Origin of the sequence: Vitreoscilla stercoraria DSM 513, assembly GCF_000382305.1 — a bacterium.
GTDB classification, from domain to species: domain Bacteria; phylum Pseudomonadota; class Gammaproteobacteria; order Burkholderiales; family Neisseriaceae; genus Vitreoscilla; species Vitreoscilla stercoraria.
In genome coordinates this window covers 15,142-32,052 of record NZ_KB908021.1, presented here as the reverse complement: position 1 = coordinate 32,052, position 16,911 = coordinate 15,142, and the positions used below count along the sequence as shown (strand labels likewise).

General features: G+C 43.4%; 12 protein-coding genes. 4 read left to right on the top strand and 8 right to left on the bottom strand.

The genetic code is table 11. The features are described from left to right. Positions 1–263: 263 nt before the first annotated feature. The 3 genes from prfH to H150_RS13655 all read right to left on the bottom strand — a co-directional run bounded on the left by prfH (position 264) and on the right by H150_RS13655 (position 3,783). The gene (gene prfH, locus H150_RS0103795) at positions 264–860 is read right to left on the bottom strand and encodes a peptide chain release factor H (protein ID WP_019957724.1); all 597 of its coding nucleotides are present in this window, start codon (positions 858–860) and stop codon (positions 264–266) included. Then, entirely contained in the window at positions 851–1,999 is a 1,149-nt protein-coding gene (locus H150_RS0103790; protein ID WP_019957723.1) for an RNA ligase RtcB family protein, read from the bottom strand. The genes prfH and H150_RS0103790 overlap by 10 nt, the downstream gene beginning before the upstream one ends. 974 nt (positions 2,000–2,973) lie before the next feature. Then, positions 2,974–3,783 carry an FUSC family protein gene (locus tag H150_RS13655; protein WP_019957721.1) on the bottom strand — a complete coding sequence of 270 codons (810 nt, stop codon included), beginning with the start codon at positions 3,781–3,783 and terminating at the stop codon, positions 2,974–2,976. Here H150_RS13655 and H150_RS0103775 point away from each other — a divergent pair. Then, positions 3,752–4,264: a 2,4'-dihydroxyacetophenone dioxygenase family protein gene (locus H150_RS0103775; protein ID WP_026353445.1), complete on the top strand. Its 513-nt coding sequence runs from the start codon at positions 3,752–3,754 to the stop codon at positions 4,262–4,264. The genes H150_RS13655 and H150_RS0103775 overlap by 32 nt on opposite strands. A 437-nt stretch (positions 4,265–4,701) precedes the next feature. Further along, on the top strand, positions 4,702–5,934 hold the full coding sequence (locus H150_RS0103770) for an MFS transporter (RefSeq protein ID WP_019957719.1): 1,233 nt from the start codon (positions 4,702–4,704) through the stop codon (positions 5,932–5,934). Positions 5,935–6,014: 80 nt separating this feature from the next. Here H150_RS0103770 and hppD read toward each other — a convergent pair whose 3' ends face one another. The 3 genes from hppD to H150_RS0103755 all read right to left on the bottom strand — a co-directional run bounded on the left by hppD (position 6,015) and on the right by H150_RS0103755 (position 8,371). Further along, positions 6,015–7,118, bottom strand: coding sequence for a 4-hydroxyphenylpyruvate dioxygenase (gene hppD / locus H150_RS0103765; protein ID WP_019957718.1), 1,104 nt, complete (start codon positions 7,116–7,118; stop codon positions 6,015–6,017). A 218-nt stretch (positions 7,119–7,336) separates the two neighbouring features. Then, the gene (locus tag H150_RS0103760; protein ID WP_019957717.1) at positions 7,337–7,711 is read right to left on the bottom strand and encodes a hypothetical protein; all 375 of its coding nucleotides are present in this window, start codon (positions 7,709–7,711) and stop codon (positions 7,337–7,339) included. 111 nt (positions 7,712–7,822) lie between these two features. After that, positions 7,823–8,371, bottom strand: coding sequence for a glutathione peroxidase (locus H150_RS0103755; RefSeq protein ID WP_019957716.1), 549 nt, complete (start codon positions 8,369–8,371; stop codon positions 7,823–7,825). 521 nt (positions 8,372–8,892) lie between these two features. On the opposite strand from H150_RS0103755, the gene nadE reads away from it, so the two are divergent. Then, positions 8,893–9,684: an NAD(+) synthase gene (gene nadE, locus H150_RS0103750; protein WP_019957715.1), complete on the top strand. Its 792-nt coding sequence runs from the start codon at positions 8,893–8,895 to the stop codon at positions 9,682–9,684. A 223-nt stretch (positions 9,685–9,907) separates the two neighbouring features. After that, complete coding sequence (lolA, locus tag H150_RS0103745; protein WP_019957714.1) at positions 9,908–10,525, top strand: outer membrane lipoprotein periplasmic chaperone LolA; 618 nt, start codon at positions 9,908–9,910, stop codon at positions 10,523–10,525. A gap of 53 nt (positions 10,526–10,578) precedes the next feature. On the opposite strand, the gene H150_RS0103740 is transcribed toward lolA, so the two are convergent. Continuing rightward, complete coding sequence (locus H150_RS0103740) at positions 10,579–11,880, bottom strand: hypothetical protein (protein WP_019957713.1); 1,302 nt, start codon at positions 11,878–11,880, stop codon at positions 10,579–10,581. A 166-nt stretch (positions 11,881–12,046) separates the two neighbouring features. After that, positions 12,047–16,822 carry an NAD-glutamate dehydrogenase gene (locus H150_RS0103735; RefSeq protein WP_019957712.1) on the bottom strand — a complete coding sequence of 1,592 codons (4,776 nt, stop codon included), beginning with the start codon at positions 16,820–16,822 and terminating at the stop codon, positions 12,047–12,049. Positions 16,823–16,911 lie beyond the last annotated feature (89 nt).

Genomic DNA, 16,911 nt, shown 5'->3' with positions numbered 1-16,911 from the left:
GTCTTCACACCGAAAACAAGACCAAAATTTCCACACCTGTTTACTTAAACCTCAAATATAGGTTTTAGTTCTCTGCATTTTGTCCATTGAAAATAGAATGATGACTGTTTTTTCATTGCATATAGATGCTACTGTTCATGTCATACAGGTCGCTTTGATTGGAATATTGAAATAAGATAGAGGGCATTAAAACATGATGATTCAACCATTTTTTAACACCCTCCATCTTGGCTTGCAATCTTGTTCAAACTGATTTGGCAACGCTAAAACGGCCCATAACTTCGAATAGGATTACCGCGTTCTAATTGTCCATGTTGTTGGTGGCGTGAATGTTTGTCCTGCGCCACTTGCATTTGTAGGCGTTGTTGTAACTTCAATGCAATCAGCTCACGCGCCAGTTTTTTATTGGCATATTGACTGCGCTCGTTCATGACTTTCACGCTGATGCCACTGGCAATGTGAGTAGCATGGATGGCAGAATCGGTGGTATTGACATGTTGACCACCGCTGCCCGAAGCCCGACACGCTTGAAACACAATGCTGTCATCTTGAGGCAATGGCATCGTCAATACACATTGAGACACACCCACAAACCAGTTTTTACGTTTGTGATGCGGCCTGATTTTGCTTTGAAATACCCATTGAATGCTACCACACCAAGTCTCAGCCCAAGCTTGTAACTCTTGACCTTGCGCTTGCAACACAATCGATAAATAACCATGTTGCGTTGGGAAAGCTTCCACTACGTCAAGGCGGATGCCGTTTGATTTGGCATCACTCAGCATTTTTTGCAAAGTGTATTTTACTGCCAATTCACACTCTGCTGGACCTTGCGCAGCGGTGATTTGTATTAACAACATGGCGTCTCTCCTTTTTTGTACGTCATGACGGGCTTAAAACGTGCAATCAAACGGCACAAACCCACATCGACCAAACTGGCTATCACCGCATCAATATTTTTATAAGCTTGTGGGGCTTCTTCGTAAAGCAAGCCTTTGTCACCGCAAACAACAGTGCTACCAAACTGAGTTTGCCTTAAGTCTTGCGCTTTGAATTTGTGTGCCAAACGCCCCTGACAATCACCACGTGCCCACTTACGACCTGCGCCATGAGCCAAAGAATACAAAGCCATTTCGCCACCAATGGGCTCAACCAAATAAGAATAATCACCACGTGAACCCGGTATCATCACCCAACCTTGATCGGCAGGTGCCGCACCTTTACGGTGTAAAAAACCCGCTTGACCATTCCATTCAAATGGCACCACATGATTGTGGCTGATATCCAGCACACAAGATGCTGAGGTTTTCCATGCTTTGAACATGCGTTTGGCAATGTACAAACGATTCAGATGGGCATAATGCAAAGCTGCATTGTGCTGCGCCCAATATTTTGTGGCTTCTATACTGTTTGCAGCCAAACCTTGATGACCAAATTGATTCAAATGTTGACGTAAAATCTCACCACCCAAGCCGCGCGAGCCACTGTGTACCATTAAAAACAAATGGCTTTTGTCTAAATGCGGCTGTTCTACAAACAAAGAGTCTAATTGCAAAAGTTCTGCAAAATGATTGCCGCCACCGATAGTGCCCAAGCTTTGGTGCAGACTATCAAAATCAAGCGGTAAATGTTGTAACGCCAAACCACCTAAAGCATTGGCAGCGTCCTGTAACAAATTATCAGGCAATACACCATCCATATTGCCCAACTGTTTGGCAAGTTTACTACCCGATATTTTGTGGTGTTTTAAATCGGTTTGCCACAAAGCCATACCGCAACCGATATCACCTCCGACCAAGGCGGGATAAAAATGCGCGGTAGAAAAAAAGGCCGCACCAATAGGATAACCGCGTCCTGCATGCAAATCAGGTAAACCGACCGCAGCTTGTATGTGCGCTAAGGCAGCAGTGGCCTGTAATTGCGCAATGGCACTGTCTTCAAGCCAAACATTTTGATTGGCGATAATGTTAATGTGAGTGTGCTGGCTAAAATTGCCCATAAAATCACTTTCTGAAAAAACAAAAAAACACGCAATCGCGTGTGTTTCAGAAAGCAATGAATGCTCAGAGTGTGACGCGATTGCAAAGGTCAGTGATTATGGTATGGTGTCGCATGCTAATCTCCTTTGCTGGCAGTGAAATAAAAAGTGACGCTATCGTAACAATTCTGTTTATATTGGTCAAGGTTTCTAAATAAGTGATATTTTTCAATTCAATATGAATTGAATCGTCCCAAGTATTTAAGATAGCCATGTGCGGCCAATACAGTCCTGAGCATTTGAAAGCCGATGGTTTGACAGCTGTTGAATCTTATTCTGTGTATGATCCACCACCAGCACTTAAAACAGTACTGCGGCTATTATGCTTTGATGAAGTTGCGCTAAACATGCTCAACCGCTCAAAGAACTATCTGTTGGGTAAAGTATTTGTGGATACGGCACAAGTGCAATATGTTACCCATCGTTGAAGATTTCCATGATGAGAATACAGGACGCATCAACAATGCTGGTTTAGGGCTCAGACCCAAAATGGCAAGTACAAGCACGCTTGGGTATCCCTTTTATGGGTAAGCCACACAACGTGCAGACAGACATGGTTGAATATTACCAAACGTTTTTAAAACGTTATAAAAATACTCTGTCTTATACTGTGCCACTTAATCGATAAAATACAGCAGTAATTTTATTAGATGGTTATCCGAGCCTGTGCACTATTTTGTGTCAGCTGCCGTCTATGGCGAAAGTCACTGACACACAAAGTGCACAAACTCGTTCATAATATTTTTAACAATGAAAACCGCAAAATTTGCCTGCTTGCATAAAAATAAAATTCATTTCTAGCATTCATCAGCCATTGCTTCAAATATAAGAACCGTCACAATCTTGTTAACATCATTAAGATGGATATTGCAATCATCGATAGAATCTGCAGGATTTTTTAATGAAAAATCACCTATTGTATTGACGCAGTTAAACTAAAAAAACAAGGTTTGCAATGGGTGTTGCATCGGTAACCGCTGTTTCAAAACGCGTATAAAATGCGCCTCTTGTTCAAGATTGGCTTGTGGTTTTTGCCAAGATTGAAGCAAGGCTCGCATCAGTCTTTGCGTTGAGCTAGAAGATATGCTGCCAATGCTACGATGGATACATAAAATTATTTGTGCTTGCTGCAATGTATACAACAAAGCACGACTTAAATCTACATCGGGCTGCGGTAATGTGTCATTGATGCGCTGCGCTTTCAAAACACTGTGTACCAAACGATTGCGTTGTCGCATCAGCTGCCTGTCATTGCCTTTGGCGTTGCACAAGCCACGTAGCTGGAAACGCACCATACTCAATAAATGCTGTAAGCGCTTTTGCGGATTAGGCGGGAAAATCCAAGTGAAAGCCAACATGGCAATGATGGGACCCATGACCACCGCCAAGCCATTGGCAAGACTTTGGCCCATGCTTATATGCACAGGATAATGCGGTTGTAACAAGATTAACATCACCATGATGGTGTCAAAAGCACCCAACATCAACCGTTTTTGAGCATAAATGAACGTATGCAACAACATAAAGGGTAACATCCAAAAAATCATTTGCCATGAAGAATGTGCCAAATAATGCCAAGCCGTCCAAGTACACAAAAAAGCCAAAATTGCGCCAATGAATTGGCCTGAAGTGACGTGACGTAAAAACCACGCTGGGTTTTCAAACCCCACAAAAACCGACAACATCACCGACAAGCCCAGCATCATTAACGGCATGAATGCCCAATCTGTGACCACCCACAACATGCCCACTATGGCACCTGATTTGGTGCTGCTGGGCGTGTTAAGTCACTATTTAGAAGACGATAACTTGTGGGTGCCAACTTCAGAATCAGTAAGCTTCAAGCCCATTTTACTTAATACAACCCACGGTTATTATATCAATTTACTGCGTGTGAAAAAAAGTGGCATTTTGTCACGTCACCGCCATACTGGAGCCGTTCATGCATTTGTTCTAAAAGGACGATGGTATTATCTAGAACACGATTGGGTAGCCGAACAAGGCTCATTCGCTTATGAACCTCCCGGTGAAACGCATACCTTATTTGTGCCAGAAGATGTAGACGAGATGATTACTTTGTTTACTGTTCAGGGCGGTTATACCTATGTTGACCCTTATGGCAAAGCAACAGGTTACGAAGATGTATTTACCAAATTAGCAGCGACTCAAGCACATTATGGAAAACTTGGTTTAAACCCATCAGAGTTGGAAAAAATGATTCGCTAATTCGTATTTTTCGATTTGTCCAAATCATCGTCCTCCCATTATTCATGGGAGTTTTTTATCATTTGTCTCTATGTATATCGATACTTTATTGAACTGCTTATTAAATCTAGAAGTTTCCCAATAATCTAGAAGTTTCCCAATAATCGAGAAGTTTCCCAATAATCGAGAAGTTTGGGTTAAGCCTGAACTGATTGTGAATAGGGTTTGCGATGCGCTTGCATCACCGCCGCTTACGCAGTTATCTATAACAAAATTCACTGACACAAAATAGCGTACAAGTGCCCTCCAATCCATGACAAGATGGTAATGCTATATAAATTTATCAGCCCCCAAACCCTCCCAAATAAGCCGCCGCCGTGTTAGTGGTATAATTCAAGCCCGCATCATTGGCAACCATCTTGCTAACTGAACCCTCTTTTTTACTACTATTGTTTCTTATGTCCACACCCAAACTCAGCTTAAACAAACTCACATTTTTATTTCCATTAGCGCTCGTTTTATTTGAATTTTCTGTCTATATTGGCAACGATTTGGTACAACCTGCCATGTTGGCCATTACTAAAGAATTTGGCGTCAGCAGCAGCCTCGCCCCATCTTCGATGTCTTTGTATTTATTAGGTGGCGCTTGTGTGGCATGGCTACTTGGCCCCCTATCCGACCGCTTAGGGCGAAAAAAAGTCATGCTCGCAGGCGTGGCTTTTTTCAGCATTTGCTGCTTGATCATTTTACTAAGCCAAAATATCGAACAATTTTTATTCTTGCGCTTACTCCAAGGCACAGGTTTGGCGGTCATTTCCGCAGTCGGCTACGCCACCATCCAAGAAACATTTGACGAAAAAGATGCCATCAAAGTCATGGCTTTGATGGCAAATATTTCTTTGCTTGCACCCTTATTAGGACCTGTTTTGGGTGCATTTTTAATTGATTATGTGTCTTGGCACTGGGGTTTTGTCGGCATTGCCGTTTTGTCTTTCACCAGTTTTTTTGGCTTAAAAAATAAAATGCCCAATACGCCACCCACCACAACCACACCTTTATCATTTAAAAATATGTACCTAGACTTCAAAGAAGTTTACCGCAACCCACGCTTTATCGGTTTGACTTTGGCTTTGCCCATGCTCAGCCTGCCTTTGATGCTTTGGATTGCCTTATCACCTGTGATGTTGGTTGAAGATTGGGGTTTATCAAGCATGCAATACGGCTGGGCACAATTTCCTGTTTTAGGTGGTTTGATTGCGGGCAATGTGCTTTTGGTACGCTTGGTAGACCGTTTTCCTTTGGGGAAAACCATTTTCATCGGCGTACCACTGATGCTTATCGGCGCCATCTTGATTGTTATCGGCACAATATGGCAAGTGCACTTTTTAACTTTGTTAATCATCGGCATGACATGCATCAGTTTGGGCGAAGGCTTGAGTTTCTCGGTTTTATACCGCTTTGCATTGATGTCGTCTGATGTCAGCAAAGGCACAGTTGCTGCGGCAGTTTCTATGCTGATGACTTTGTGTTTTTTCCTTGTCATTGAATTGGTGCGTGTGACTTACGATGCTTACGGCATTTGGATGTACAGCTTAACTTGTTTGGGCTTAATCGCCTTATGGTTTACCTTTCCTTATGCCTTGATTCAAAAAATCATGCGCGAAAAAGCAAGCCAAGCAACCCACCATTAAGAGCCGTCTGATGCAAAAAAAGCGTCCTGTAAAATCTTTAGAGGACGCTTTTTTACTTGATACGCAAACCGTTTATCGAATCAATCTACCGCTTTGACCACGCCACGGCGCATTTGGTCTAGTTCTATGGATTCAAACAAAGCTTTGAAATTGCCCTCACCGAAACCTTCATTGCCTTTGCGCTGAATGACCTCGTAAAAAATCGGACCCAATTGGTTAGATGTGAAAATTTGCAACAACAAATCGTTGTCAGGTCCACCATCGAGCAAAATTTTATTTTGTTGCAAGCGGGCAACATCCTCACCATGATTGGGCAAACGTGTGTCGAGCAATTCATAATAAGTATCAGGCGTACCCAAAAATTTCACATTTTGTGCACGCAATACTTCAATCGACTCATAAATATTGTCCGTACCCAAAGCAATGTGTTGGATGCCCTCGCCTTGATACATATCCAAATACTCTTGAATTTGGCCTTTTTCAGCCGTACCTTCTTCATTGATAGGGATGCGAATTTGACCACAAGGTGAAGTCATCGCCTTGGATTTCACACCAGTGACCTTGCCTTCAATGTCAAAATAACGCACTTCACGGAAATTGAACAAACGCTCATAAAACTCTGCCCATTCTTTCATACGCCCTTTATGAACGTTGTGGGTCAAATGGTCAATATAAGTCAACCCTGCCCCTTGATGGCACAAATCGGCTTCAGCAGTTTCAGGATTCAAAGACACAAAATCCACATCGTAAATGTCAATATCACCTATGCCACCGTCTTGTTTGCCACGCCAGCGGTCAACCAAATAAATCAATGAATCGCCAATACCTTTGATAGCAGGAATGTTCAATTCCATCGCTCCACTACCAGAAGGCACGCCCCAAGCACCTAATTCAATCGCACGTGCATACGCTTGCTGCGCATCATCCACACGGAATGCAATGGCGCACACAGAAGGACCATGCAAACGGGCAAAGCGTTGAGCAAATGAATTGGGTTCGGCATTTAAAATAAAATTGATATGTCCTTGGCGGTATAACAAAATATTTTTATGGCGGTGTTTGGCAATGGCTTTAAAGCCCAAAGATTCAAAAATTTTGCCCATTTCTTCTGGATTGGGTGCAGCGTATTCGATGAATTCAAAGCCGCTGGTACCCATTGGATTGTCCCAAGTTTCAAATCCCATTGTTGTCTCCTTTGTGTTTGGTCTGATTTTTTTGGTTTTTTAAATATTAAAAATCAATTTACAACATAAAAATAAAACAGACAATCAATGTTAATTTGTTATTTAAAACTTCATGCTGATTGATAAGATTATTTTGACATTCTGATTAAAAAATCATGGCATAAAAAAGCGTCCTGTAAATTGACAGGACGCTTTGTTTCATCAACATGCCACCTCTATCAATCTTCTTCTTCAAATACCGCAGGGTCCGTGTCACCACTGTCATCGCTCAATACAAAACCTGCCGTATTGATGGCATATGTATATTGATCGCCACTGATGGGAAAGCGTACGCTACCGGTATAAGCACCGCCGCCGTCATATTCCACATAATGTTGATTCACAATCTCCAAACTGTCTTTTTCTTCCGAAGTGTTCCAATAAAACACTTGATTGATGTGTCCTGGTCGTGTGTCCGAATAATTCACCTCAATCCATTCGCTGACAATACCTGGATAACGACCATCCAAACGGTAAGTCATCGACTCAGCCCAAGCCATCGTACCCATACCCAACAAAACCAGCACCGCTGCCGTTTTCAACCATTTCTGCATCTTTGCATCCCTTTTTTATGCTTTTGTATTAGAAATGCAGTATAAAATCACCATGTTAAAAAACACACCATTTTCACAGTGTGTTTGCATAATATCTCTTAAAAACAACGCTTATTTGGCCAATTCAGCTTCAATCAATGCCACTAAACGTTCATCATCAGGCGCCACATCAGGTGCAAAACGAGCAATGACTTCACCGTTTTTCTCCACCACAAATTTTTCAAAATTCCACATGATGTCATGCGCCTCGCCACTTAACAAACCTTTGGATTCGAGCAATGTTTTCAAATGACTGTCTGCTTTGGTTTGCGCTTGCGGCTGTGCTTGCGTCAAAACAGCATATAAAGGATGTTGCCCTTCACCTTTGACCACTATTTTTTCAAACATTGGAAACTTCACGCCAAACGTACCACGACAAAAATCGGCAATTTCTGCATTGCTGCCTGGCTCTTGCGCACCAAACTCATTGGCAGGAAAACCCAAAACTTCCAAACCTTGTGCTTGATATTGCTCATACAAAGCTTCTAAGCTTTCGTATTGTTTGGTCAAACCACATTGGGATGCCACATTAACCACCAACAACACTTTGCCTTGGAAATCTGCCAAATTCTTGGCATCACCGGTAATGGTATTGACCGTCATATTGTGAATATTATTCATCTTCAACCTTTCTTCATGTTGTCTTGATTGTGAGTGAGTTTGATTGAAACACCATCATGCTGAAAAGTCGATATATTCTATGACAGTGACAACAATTTTTGCCATTTTTCAATTATCTGAACAATGAAAGCTGGTGCTTATCGAAAATGGTCATCTCCATCACAGCAGCAAAGCATTCAGGTTGCCCATGCTCGCTCGTAAAATAAGTAGACCAGCACTGCATACAAGAGGCTTGGCTTATCATGAATGATAAGCAAGTTTAAATTATTGGCACTTGTATTTTGGCAATTTCATTTAAACAATATTTATTTTATAGTGCTTGTTCTAATAAACTTTATACTCACATTGAAAACCATTCATTAGCATCAAAATTAATCTCAAAAAGAGTCATAAAATCTATTGGTAAATTTGGTTCTTAATAGGATGAAATATATGTCCATACTATATTTGCGCCTTTTCAGGACGCTATAAGGCTTGTATTATGAAACGCTGTTTTATTCACCCTATCATTCGGAGTTCGCATGCAAACGCAAGCCGTGATTGAGCACATTGTTCATTGGTTAAAGGACTATGCTACCAAAGCCCATGCTAAAGGTTTTGTGATTGGCATTTCAGGCGGTATTGATTCTGCCGTGGTATCCATTTTGGCCGCCAAAACCGGTTTGAACACCATGTTAATTGAATTGCCCATTCGCCAACACCCTGACCAAGTGAATCGCGCCCAAACCCACATGCAACAATTGGCTGAACGTTTTGACAACGTCAGCAATTTGCGTGTGGACTTAACCCCAACATTCAATCAATTTGTCAACGACAATCCTGTGGATGCCACTGAATTTGCCAATCTTGATTTGGCATTGGCCAATGCCCGTTCACGCTTGCGCATGGTGACTTTGTATTATTACGGTCAATTGCATGGTCTGCTCGTGACAGGAACAGGCAATAAAATTGAAGATTTTGGCGTGGGTTTTTTCACCAAATACGGTGATGGTGGTGTGGATTTGAGCCCTATTGCAGACTTAACCAAAACCCAAGTTTACCAATTGGCCAAAGCCTTAGGCGTGGATGATTCCATTCAAACTGCCGTACCGACTGATGGTTTGTGGGATGAAGAACGCACCGATGAATCGCAAATGGGCGCAACTTACCCAGAACTCGAATGGGCCATGAGCGTGCACGCCGATCACAACGCTGCCGATTTTACAGGCCGCCAACAAGAGGTTTTCCAGATTTATGACCGCTTGCACCGTGCCATGCAACACAAAATCAACCCTATTCCTGTGTGTGTGATTCCTGAAAACCTGCACCAATAAGCATTTCATCGTCTGAAAGCTGCAAATTTATGCAAGTTTTTAGGCAAAACACAAAATAAGGCTTAGCAAATGTTTTTCTTGCAAAGCCTTATTTTTCAAATGGGTTTTATCCTCTTTACCAAAATTCACATAGCATAGGCTCTCGCCAACAGATACAGACAAGCGCAACCAATTGGCTTATAGTTTGCCTTATGTATTCCCATTTATTTAGAAAAGAGCTTGTATGAAATTCAACGCCTTGAAACTCGTTGCCTTGACCACTGTATTTGGCTTAAGCCTCAGCGCCCACGCCAGCGGTATCGAAGCTTTGCAAAAATTCAACCAAGACAGCAACGGTTTGTCAGGCTCGTTCACACAAACCGTGACTTCTAAAAAGAAAACCCAAACTTCCAGCGGCACATTCAAAATCTTGCGTCCGGGCTATTTCCGTTGGAACTATACCAAACCTTACCAACAAGTGATTGTTGGCGACAGCAAAACCGTATGGTTGTACGATCCTGAACTCAAACAAGTGACCAAAAAATCCCAAGCTGAAGCTTTGGGTGACAGCCCTGCGGCGATTTTATCCGATCGCAATGCGTTGGGTAGCAGCTACACATTGAAAGAAGATGGCAGCCAAAACGGCGTGAATTGGGTCAAAGCCACACCCAAATCGTCTAACGCAGGCTACCAATATATTCGCTTAGGTTTCAAAAACAACCAATTAAACGGCATGCAATTGCGTGACAGCTTTGGCAACAACACCAACATCACCTTTGCCAGCTTAAACAACAATCCCAATGTTTCAGCGACAGATTTCAAATTCACGCCACCAAAAGGCGTAGATGTATTGAGCAATTAAACATGCCATCATCCATAAAAAAACCACTGCTAAGCAGTGGTTTTTTTATACGCTTATTCAAGCTCTTTGGCCTCAGCCTCAGCTTCCATAAAATCCCAAACCGACACAGTAGGACGATTTTTAATGAGCATTTGCATTTGCGGACGACCGAAATTGCTCAATTTGATTTGAGAAGTATAGACCAAGTTTTTCTTCGCTGTATCAGATTTCAAGACCATCACATCTTGCATGCCCAAAATGCGACCGCTGCGATTCAAATACAAATTGTGCTGCAAGCGAGGCAAGCCAGCCAATTGTTGTTGTAATTGCTGTTGCGCTTGTTCACAAGCTTGTTGCATTTCTTCTGATTCTTGACAAGTTTCAGATGTCGTATCGGTAGCACCCCAAACCATTGCGCCCAGCAACAACAATCCTTGCACCTCTTCATAAGCCTCTTCACTGACACCTGCTTCGGGTGCAGTCTTTTGCAAATGCAAGAATTCTTCTTGATAACCTTTCAAAAATGCCGCCGACCATTTCATAGAATCTTGAACGCCGTAATCAACCTGCACTCGATGCGCCGCATTCAAACTGCGACCATACGCATCCATAGGTTCCAAAGTAAACAGTTTTGCATCCATCGCTTGCAAAGACTGCTCTAAACCTTTAGGCAAAGCACGTACAACGGTTTTAAGAGGATAACGTTGATGTTCTTTGCCTGCATGCAATTCCAACAACGCGCCTTCCTCTAAGCGTCGTACCAATTGAGAGCTTGTCGCAGAGCCGCTGTCGCCCAAAATAGAGGTTTGCAATAAGCCTGCATAACCTTGTACATCCATCAACACCCGTTCATTTTTACCATCAATATAGATAGGCAATTGTGCCCAAGCACCATAATTGGCCGTGCCCAATTTCAAAGCAGGAATGATTTCGACCACGCCATTGGGCAAATCCATCGCACCATCAACTTTCACAGCCGAATGTTGCATCAAAGACGATATCACAGGGTATTTTTCTGCACTTTCCACCATCAGTTGCGACAGTTCAGACAACCACTCATCGCTGTTGATGCCGTCATTGTCAGTCACATCATGCTCATCTAACACTATTTTGACGCCATCTGCTGCCATTTCGCCAAACAACGCTTCAGCTTGCGTATTGTCGCTGGCAGCCACTGGCGCAGATGCAGCAGATGCCGCTTCATTGTGTTGCCAAGACAATGTTGCCTCGCCATTGAAGTTGTATTGATTGTCTTTTTGCATGTTGTGCATGATGGCTTGGCGGTACATTTTGTCTGGATGTGCAGTGTCCAAAGTCGTACACGCAGACAATGCCAATGCCATCGCTGCCAATGACCCAATTTGATAAACTTTCATACTCTTTCCTTTTGTGGCTAGATTTCAAGTGCTTTTACACCAAAACAATATAAGCATATTTCATTAATTTGTCATTTCATTTGCAATATTAGGTACGGTTTAATCCGATAAAAAAAAGCGTCCTGTAAACTTTACAGGACGCTTAACAGAATGAATCAAAAAAGATTTATTGCTGTACCAACTTGGTCAAATTGCGCAGCAATGCTGACAACATCGCCAAGTCAATATTTGGGTAAGGCTGCATTAAATGGACTTGTTCTGTCATCCATTGCAATTTTTGCTGCCAAACGACCTCTTCTTCCGCATCTTCGACCAACAACATATGGCGCGTGACTTTGAGCAATAATTTTTGCGTGTCTTCACGAACGGCCAAACAAGCTTGGTTTTGCCAAGTGTTTTCGCGCGGCAAATTGGCAATAGTGTGGTATAACCAATCGCTGTCTAAAGTGGCACAGACATTGAAATAATGCTCTGCCACCATTTCCAATGGTCGTTGGGTTTTGACGCTCAAATCAATCAAACTGAGCAAGTCTTCGGCATAAGGCAAACGTGACAAGCGCAAAACAGTGGCTTCGTCCAATGCACTGTGATGGCGCAAACCATGAGCCACTTGCGCCACTTTGTCATGACCTTCCTCATTGATTAATTCTGGCAATTGTTGCAATAATTGTTGCAAAGGCTCGCCATAACGTGTTTTCCACGCTGCCACATCGCCTAAATCAGCATAATCACGCAACAAGCCACGCGCCACACGACTCATCAAACGCGACACCATCGCCATCAAACGCATTTGCACATCGGCAGGTATTTGATTGTCCCAAGATTCAATTTGCTGGAATTGCTCTTCGGTTTGGTACAACTGGCTGACTATCCAATACGCACGCACCACATCGGCAACGGAACGGTTCATTTCGGTGGTCAAACGCTGCACAAAACTCACGCCCAAACGGTTAACCACTTGATTGGCCAATTGGTTGGCAATGATTTCACGACGCAAATAATGTTGCTCAATTTGCGGCAAATAAGCGTCCTGTAAAGCTTGTGGGAAATAATTCACCAACACGCTGTTAAACGCAGCATCGTCAGGCACGCTAGAAGCCAGTAAAGCGTCCTGTAAATGCATTTTGCTGTAAGCGAGCAATACCGCCACTTCTGGATTGGCCAAGCCTTGTTGGGTGGCGATGCGTTGCTGCATTTGTGTGCGGCTAGGCAAAAACTCCAAACCACGATGCAAATTGGCATGGGTTTCCAAATACGTCATCAATTCATTCAAAGCAGGCAAATTTTTCACCGCATCCAATTGGTTCATCGCCAACATTTGCGTTTGCAAATAATTGTTACGAAGCACTAAGGCCGCCACTTCATCGGTCATGGATTTGAGCAAAACATTGCGCTCTTGCAAAGTCAAATCACCAGCTTGCACCACACCACCGAGCAAGATTTTGATGTTCACTTCGTGGTCAGAACAATCCACACCAGCGGAATTGTCCACCGCATCGGTATTACAGCGACCACCGCTTTGCCAATATTCAATGCGCCCCAATTGCGTCATACCCAAATTGCCACCTTCGCCGATGACTTGGGCTTGAATCTCGCCGCCATTCACACGCAACGCATCGCTGCCTTTGTCCATCGCATCGGCATGGCTTTCAGTACTGGCTTTGACATAAGTACCAATGCCACCGTTGTACAACAATTCCACTTTGGCTTTGAGCAAAATATGAATCAATTCATTCGGTGTCATCGACTCAGCATCCACTTGCAACCAAGCTTTAATCTGTGGACTTAAAGTGATTTTTTTGGCACTGCGCTCAAACACGCCACCACCTTCAGAAATCAAATTTTTGTCATATTCACCCCAACCTAAAACGCCCTCAAACAAACGTTGGCGCTCGACAAAACTGATGGTGGCATCGGGATTGGGATCTAAGAAGATGTGTTGATGATTGAATGCTGCCAACAAACGAATATGGCGTGACAACAACATGCCATTGCCAAACACATCGCCTGCCATATCGCCAATACCCACCACGGTAAAATCTTCGGTTTGAATGTCTTTGCCCAAATGACGGAAATGGCGTTTGACCGATTCCCACGCACCACGAGCGGTAATGCCCATGCCTTTGTGGTCGTAACCTGCCGAGCCACCTGAAGCAAACGCATCGTCCAACCAAAATCCATTGTCCATCGCAATTTGGTTGGCAATGTCTGAAAATTTAGCCGTCCCTTTGTCTGCCGCCACCACCAAATAAGGATCGGCTTCATCACGACAATGGGTGTTGTCTGGCGCTTGCAAAGAGCCGTCTGCTAAGCGGTTATCCGTCAAATCCAACAAACCTTGAATAAAACGTTGGTAACAGGCAATGCCTTCTTCCAAATACGCTTGTCGGTCGCGAATTTGCCCAGCTTGCTTGCACACAAAACCGCCTTTAGAGCCATTGGGCACAATCACCGCATTTTTCACCATTTGCGCTTTGACCAAACCCAATACTTCGGTGCGGAAGTCTTCCATGCGGTCAGACCAACGCAAACCGCCGCGTGCCACTTTCGCGCCACGCAAATGCACACCCTCCACACGCGGGCTGTAAACCCAAATTTCAAACATCGGCCAAGGCTTAGGCAAGAAATCAATTTTTGCCGATTCCAATTTGAAGCTTAATACAGTTTTGTCATGCCCATCGGCATCGGTTTGCCAAAAATTGGTCCTCACCACTGCCAACATCACGGTTAAGAAAGCATGCAAAATTCGATCTTCATCGGCATTGCTGACATCGTCTAATTGCGTTTTAAATTGTTGTACCAACAATTCAGATTTCACTTCGCTGGCATGTTTTGGCTGTAAACGCATATTCCACAACTGGCACAAAGTCACCACAGGCAAAATATTGTGCTGCAAACATTGCTCAACATAGGTTTGACTAAACGGCAAAGTTGCTTGACGCAAATATTTGGCCAAAGCACGCAATAATACGGTTTCACGCCACGCGATGCCAGACTTCACTACCAGTGCATTGAAACCATCGATTTCCACTTGATGGTCAAATACTTGTTGCAATAATGCGGTAAACTGCGCTTGCACTTCCACGTTTTGTAAGCGTGGCAAATCTTCTGGTGTCACATCCAAACCAATGTCACTGATGCCAATGTATTGACCGTCTGCCAATTGGAATTCATATGGCAATTCCTCATACACCGTCACACCCAAGCTTTCAATCATCGGCAAGACTTTGGACAAACTAGGCAAAGGATTGCGATGGTACAAACGCAAACGCCATGGCGCAGCGACATCATCGCTTGGATCCAAATAAATACCAACCGCACCTTGTGTTAATTGTGCCCAACGTTCAATGTCTGTCCACGCTTCTTCTGGGGTGTGCAAATCTTGATACACAAGATTGACCGCTTGCAAACACTGCAAAGCAAATGCTTTTTTCTGTTCGTCAGAATCGGCCAACACATTTTGAAAACGCGCACGCCAACCGCGCACCAATTGCTCCATTTTTGCTTCTAAAGCGGCAGAATCCACTGTAGGCAAACGTTTGGCATCGGTACGGAACATAAAATGCACCCGTGCCAATGGTCCATCGCCTTGATTGACTGAAAAATCAAAATCTGTCGAAGCAAAAGCGTCCTGTAAAACCTGAGCAACTTGTTCACGCAACGTGGTATTAAATGCTTCGCGCGGTAAAAACACCATTGCGCTGACATAACGCTTAAAATCATCCACACGCGTAAACACTCGAGTACGTGGACGTTCTTGTAAAGTCACCATGCCTTCAACTATCGGTGCCAATTGAACAGCATCGATTTGCAACAATTCATCGCGTGGATAAGTTTGCAAAATGAAATGCAACATTTTGTCTTTGTAACCACCGCTAACATAATCGCACTCTTGCACCACATAACGGCATTTTTGACGCACAATCGGAATGTCCCATACCGAACCCAAATACGTTTGCGATGTATACAATCCCAAAAAGCGCCATTGTCCTACCACTTCGCCTGCGGCATTGATTTTGTGAATGCCAATCAAATCATAATGCATCGCACGGTGAATATTGGAGCGTTGCTGTGATTTGCTTAAAACCAAACGAGGACCATCGAGCCAAGCTTGTTTTTCATGGCTTTCTAAATTTTGAAAGCCAGTGGAATACGCATATTCTTCACGCAATTGGAACATGCCCAAACAGCTGTCTTGGTGAATTTGCAATTGTTGTTGACCATCAACATCCGTCACCAAGTCGTATTCACAAAAACCCATGAACAAAAAATGATTGGCGGAAAGCCAATTTAAAAAGGCCAAGATTTCATCATTGTCTTTGTGCCATTGCTGTTGCACTTGCGTGACCACTTGTGACAAAGTGCGGCGCATCAAGCCTTCATCATCCACCACTTTGTACAAAGTTTTCAGGACGCCTTCAATATCGGCTTTCAATTGTGCCGCCACTTCATCACTGAGCAAATTCAAGCGAATTTGTACCCAAGACTCTCGCCCATTGTCGGTACTGCGACTGCGTGACCAATTTTGCAATTCGCCTTGCTCATTGCGCTTGATGGTAAAAATCGGATGCACCAATAATTTCAATTGCACCAACTCACCACCTTGATAAGTCCGGCGTTGGTTGAGCAATAAAATCAAAGAGTCAATCAAAAATGGTAAATCATCAAACACAATATTGATGATGGTTTCATTGGCAGCAAAATCCGCATGTGCCGTTTGCTGTAAAACTTCGACATGAGACTCTCCAGACTGCCTTGGACGCGCAGCCGTTTGCTGATGGCTTCGGGCGGCAGAAACCAAATCGGCCATATCCAAAGTAGCCAAATCTTCGCTGTCCACATCTTCATAATAAATCTGTAAAAATGTTTGACTGGATTCGTTGATATTGTGCTCTTGCGCAAAGGCATGCAATTGCGTTTGCCAAACTTGTTGCATCGTCATAATGAAACCACTCCAAATTAATCTGGGATAAATATTTCAAAAACCGTTTTTAAGTTGGCATACATGCCAATTGAGTCATCTTGATTCTC

Coding starts and splice junctions, on each gene's coding strand:
- prfH (WP_019957724.1), bottom strand. CDS start 860: ATGTTGTTAATACAAATCACCGCTGCGCAAGGTCCAGCAGAGTGTGAA.
- H150_RS0103790 (WP_019957723.1), bottom strand. CDS start 1,999: ATGGGCAATTTTAGCCAGCACACTCACATTAACATTATCGCCAATCAA.
- H150_RS0103775 (WP_026353445.1), top strand. CDS start 3,752: ATGAATGCCCAATCTGTGACCACCCACAACATGCCCACTATGGCACCT.
- H150_RS13655 (WP_019957721.1), bottom strand. CDS start 3,783: ATGTTGTGGGTGGTCACAGATTGGGCATTCATGCCGTTAATGATGCTG.
- H150_RS0103770 (WP_019957719.1), top strand. CDS start 4,702: ATGTCCACACCCAAACTCAGCTTAAACAAACTCACATTTTTATTTCCA.
- hppD (WP_019957718.1), bottom strand. CDS start 7,118: ATGGGATTTGAAACTTGGGACAATCCAATGGGTACCAGCGGCTTTGAA.
- H150_RS0103760 (WP_019957717.1), bottom strand. CDS start 7,711: ATGCAGAAATGGTTGAAAACGGCAGCGGTGCTGGTTTTGTTGGGTATG.
- H150_RS0103755 (WP_019957716.1), bottom strand. CDS start 8,371: ATGAATAATATTCACAATATGACGGTCAATACCATTACCGGTGATGCC.
- nadE (WP_019957715.1), top strand. CDS start 8,893: ATGCAAACGCAAGCCGTGATTGAGCACATTGTTCATTGGTTAAAGGAC.
- lolA (WP_019957714.1), top strand. CDS start 9,908: ATGAAATTCAACGCCTTGAAACTCGTTGCCTTGACCACTGTATTTGGC.
- H150_RS0103740 (WP_019957713.1), bottom strand. CDS start 11,880: ATGAAAGTTTATCAAATTGGGTCATTGGCAGCGATGGCATTGGCATTG.
- H150_RS0103735 (WP_019957712.1), bottom strand. CDS start 16,822: ATGACGATGCAACAAGTTTGGCAAACGCAATTGCATGCCTTTGCGCAA.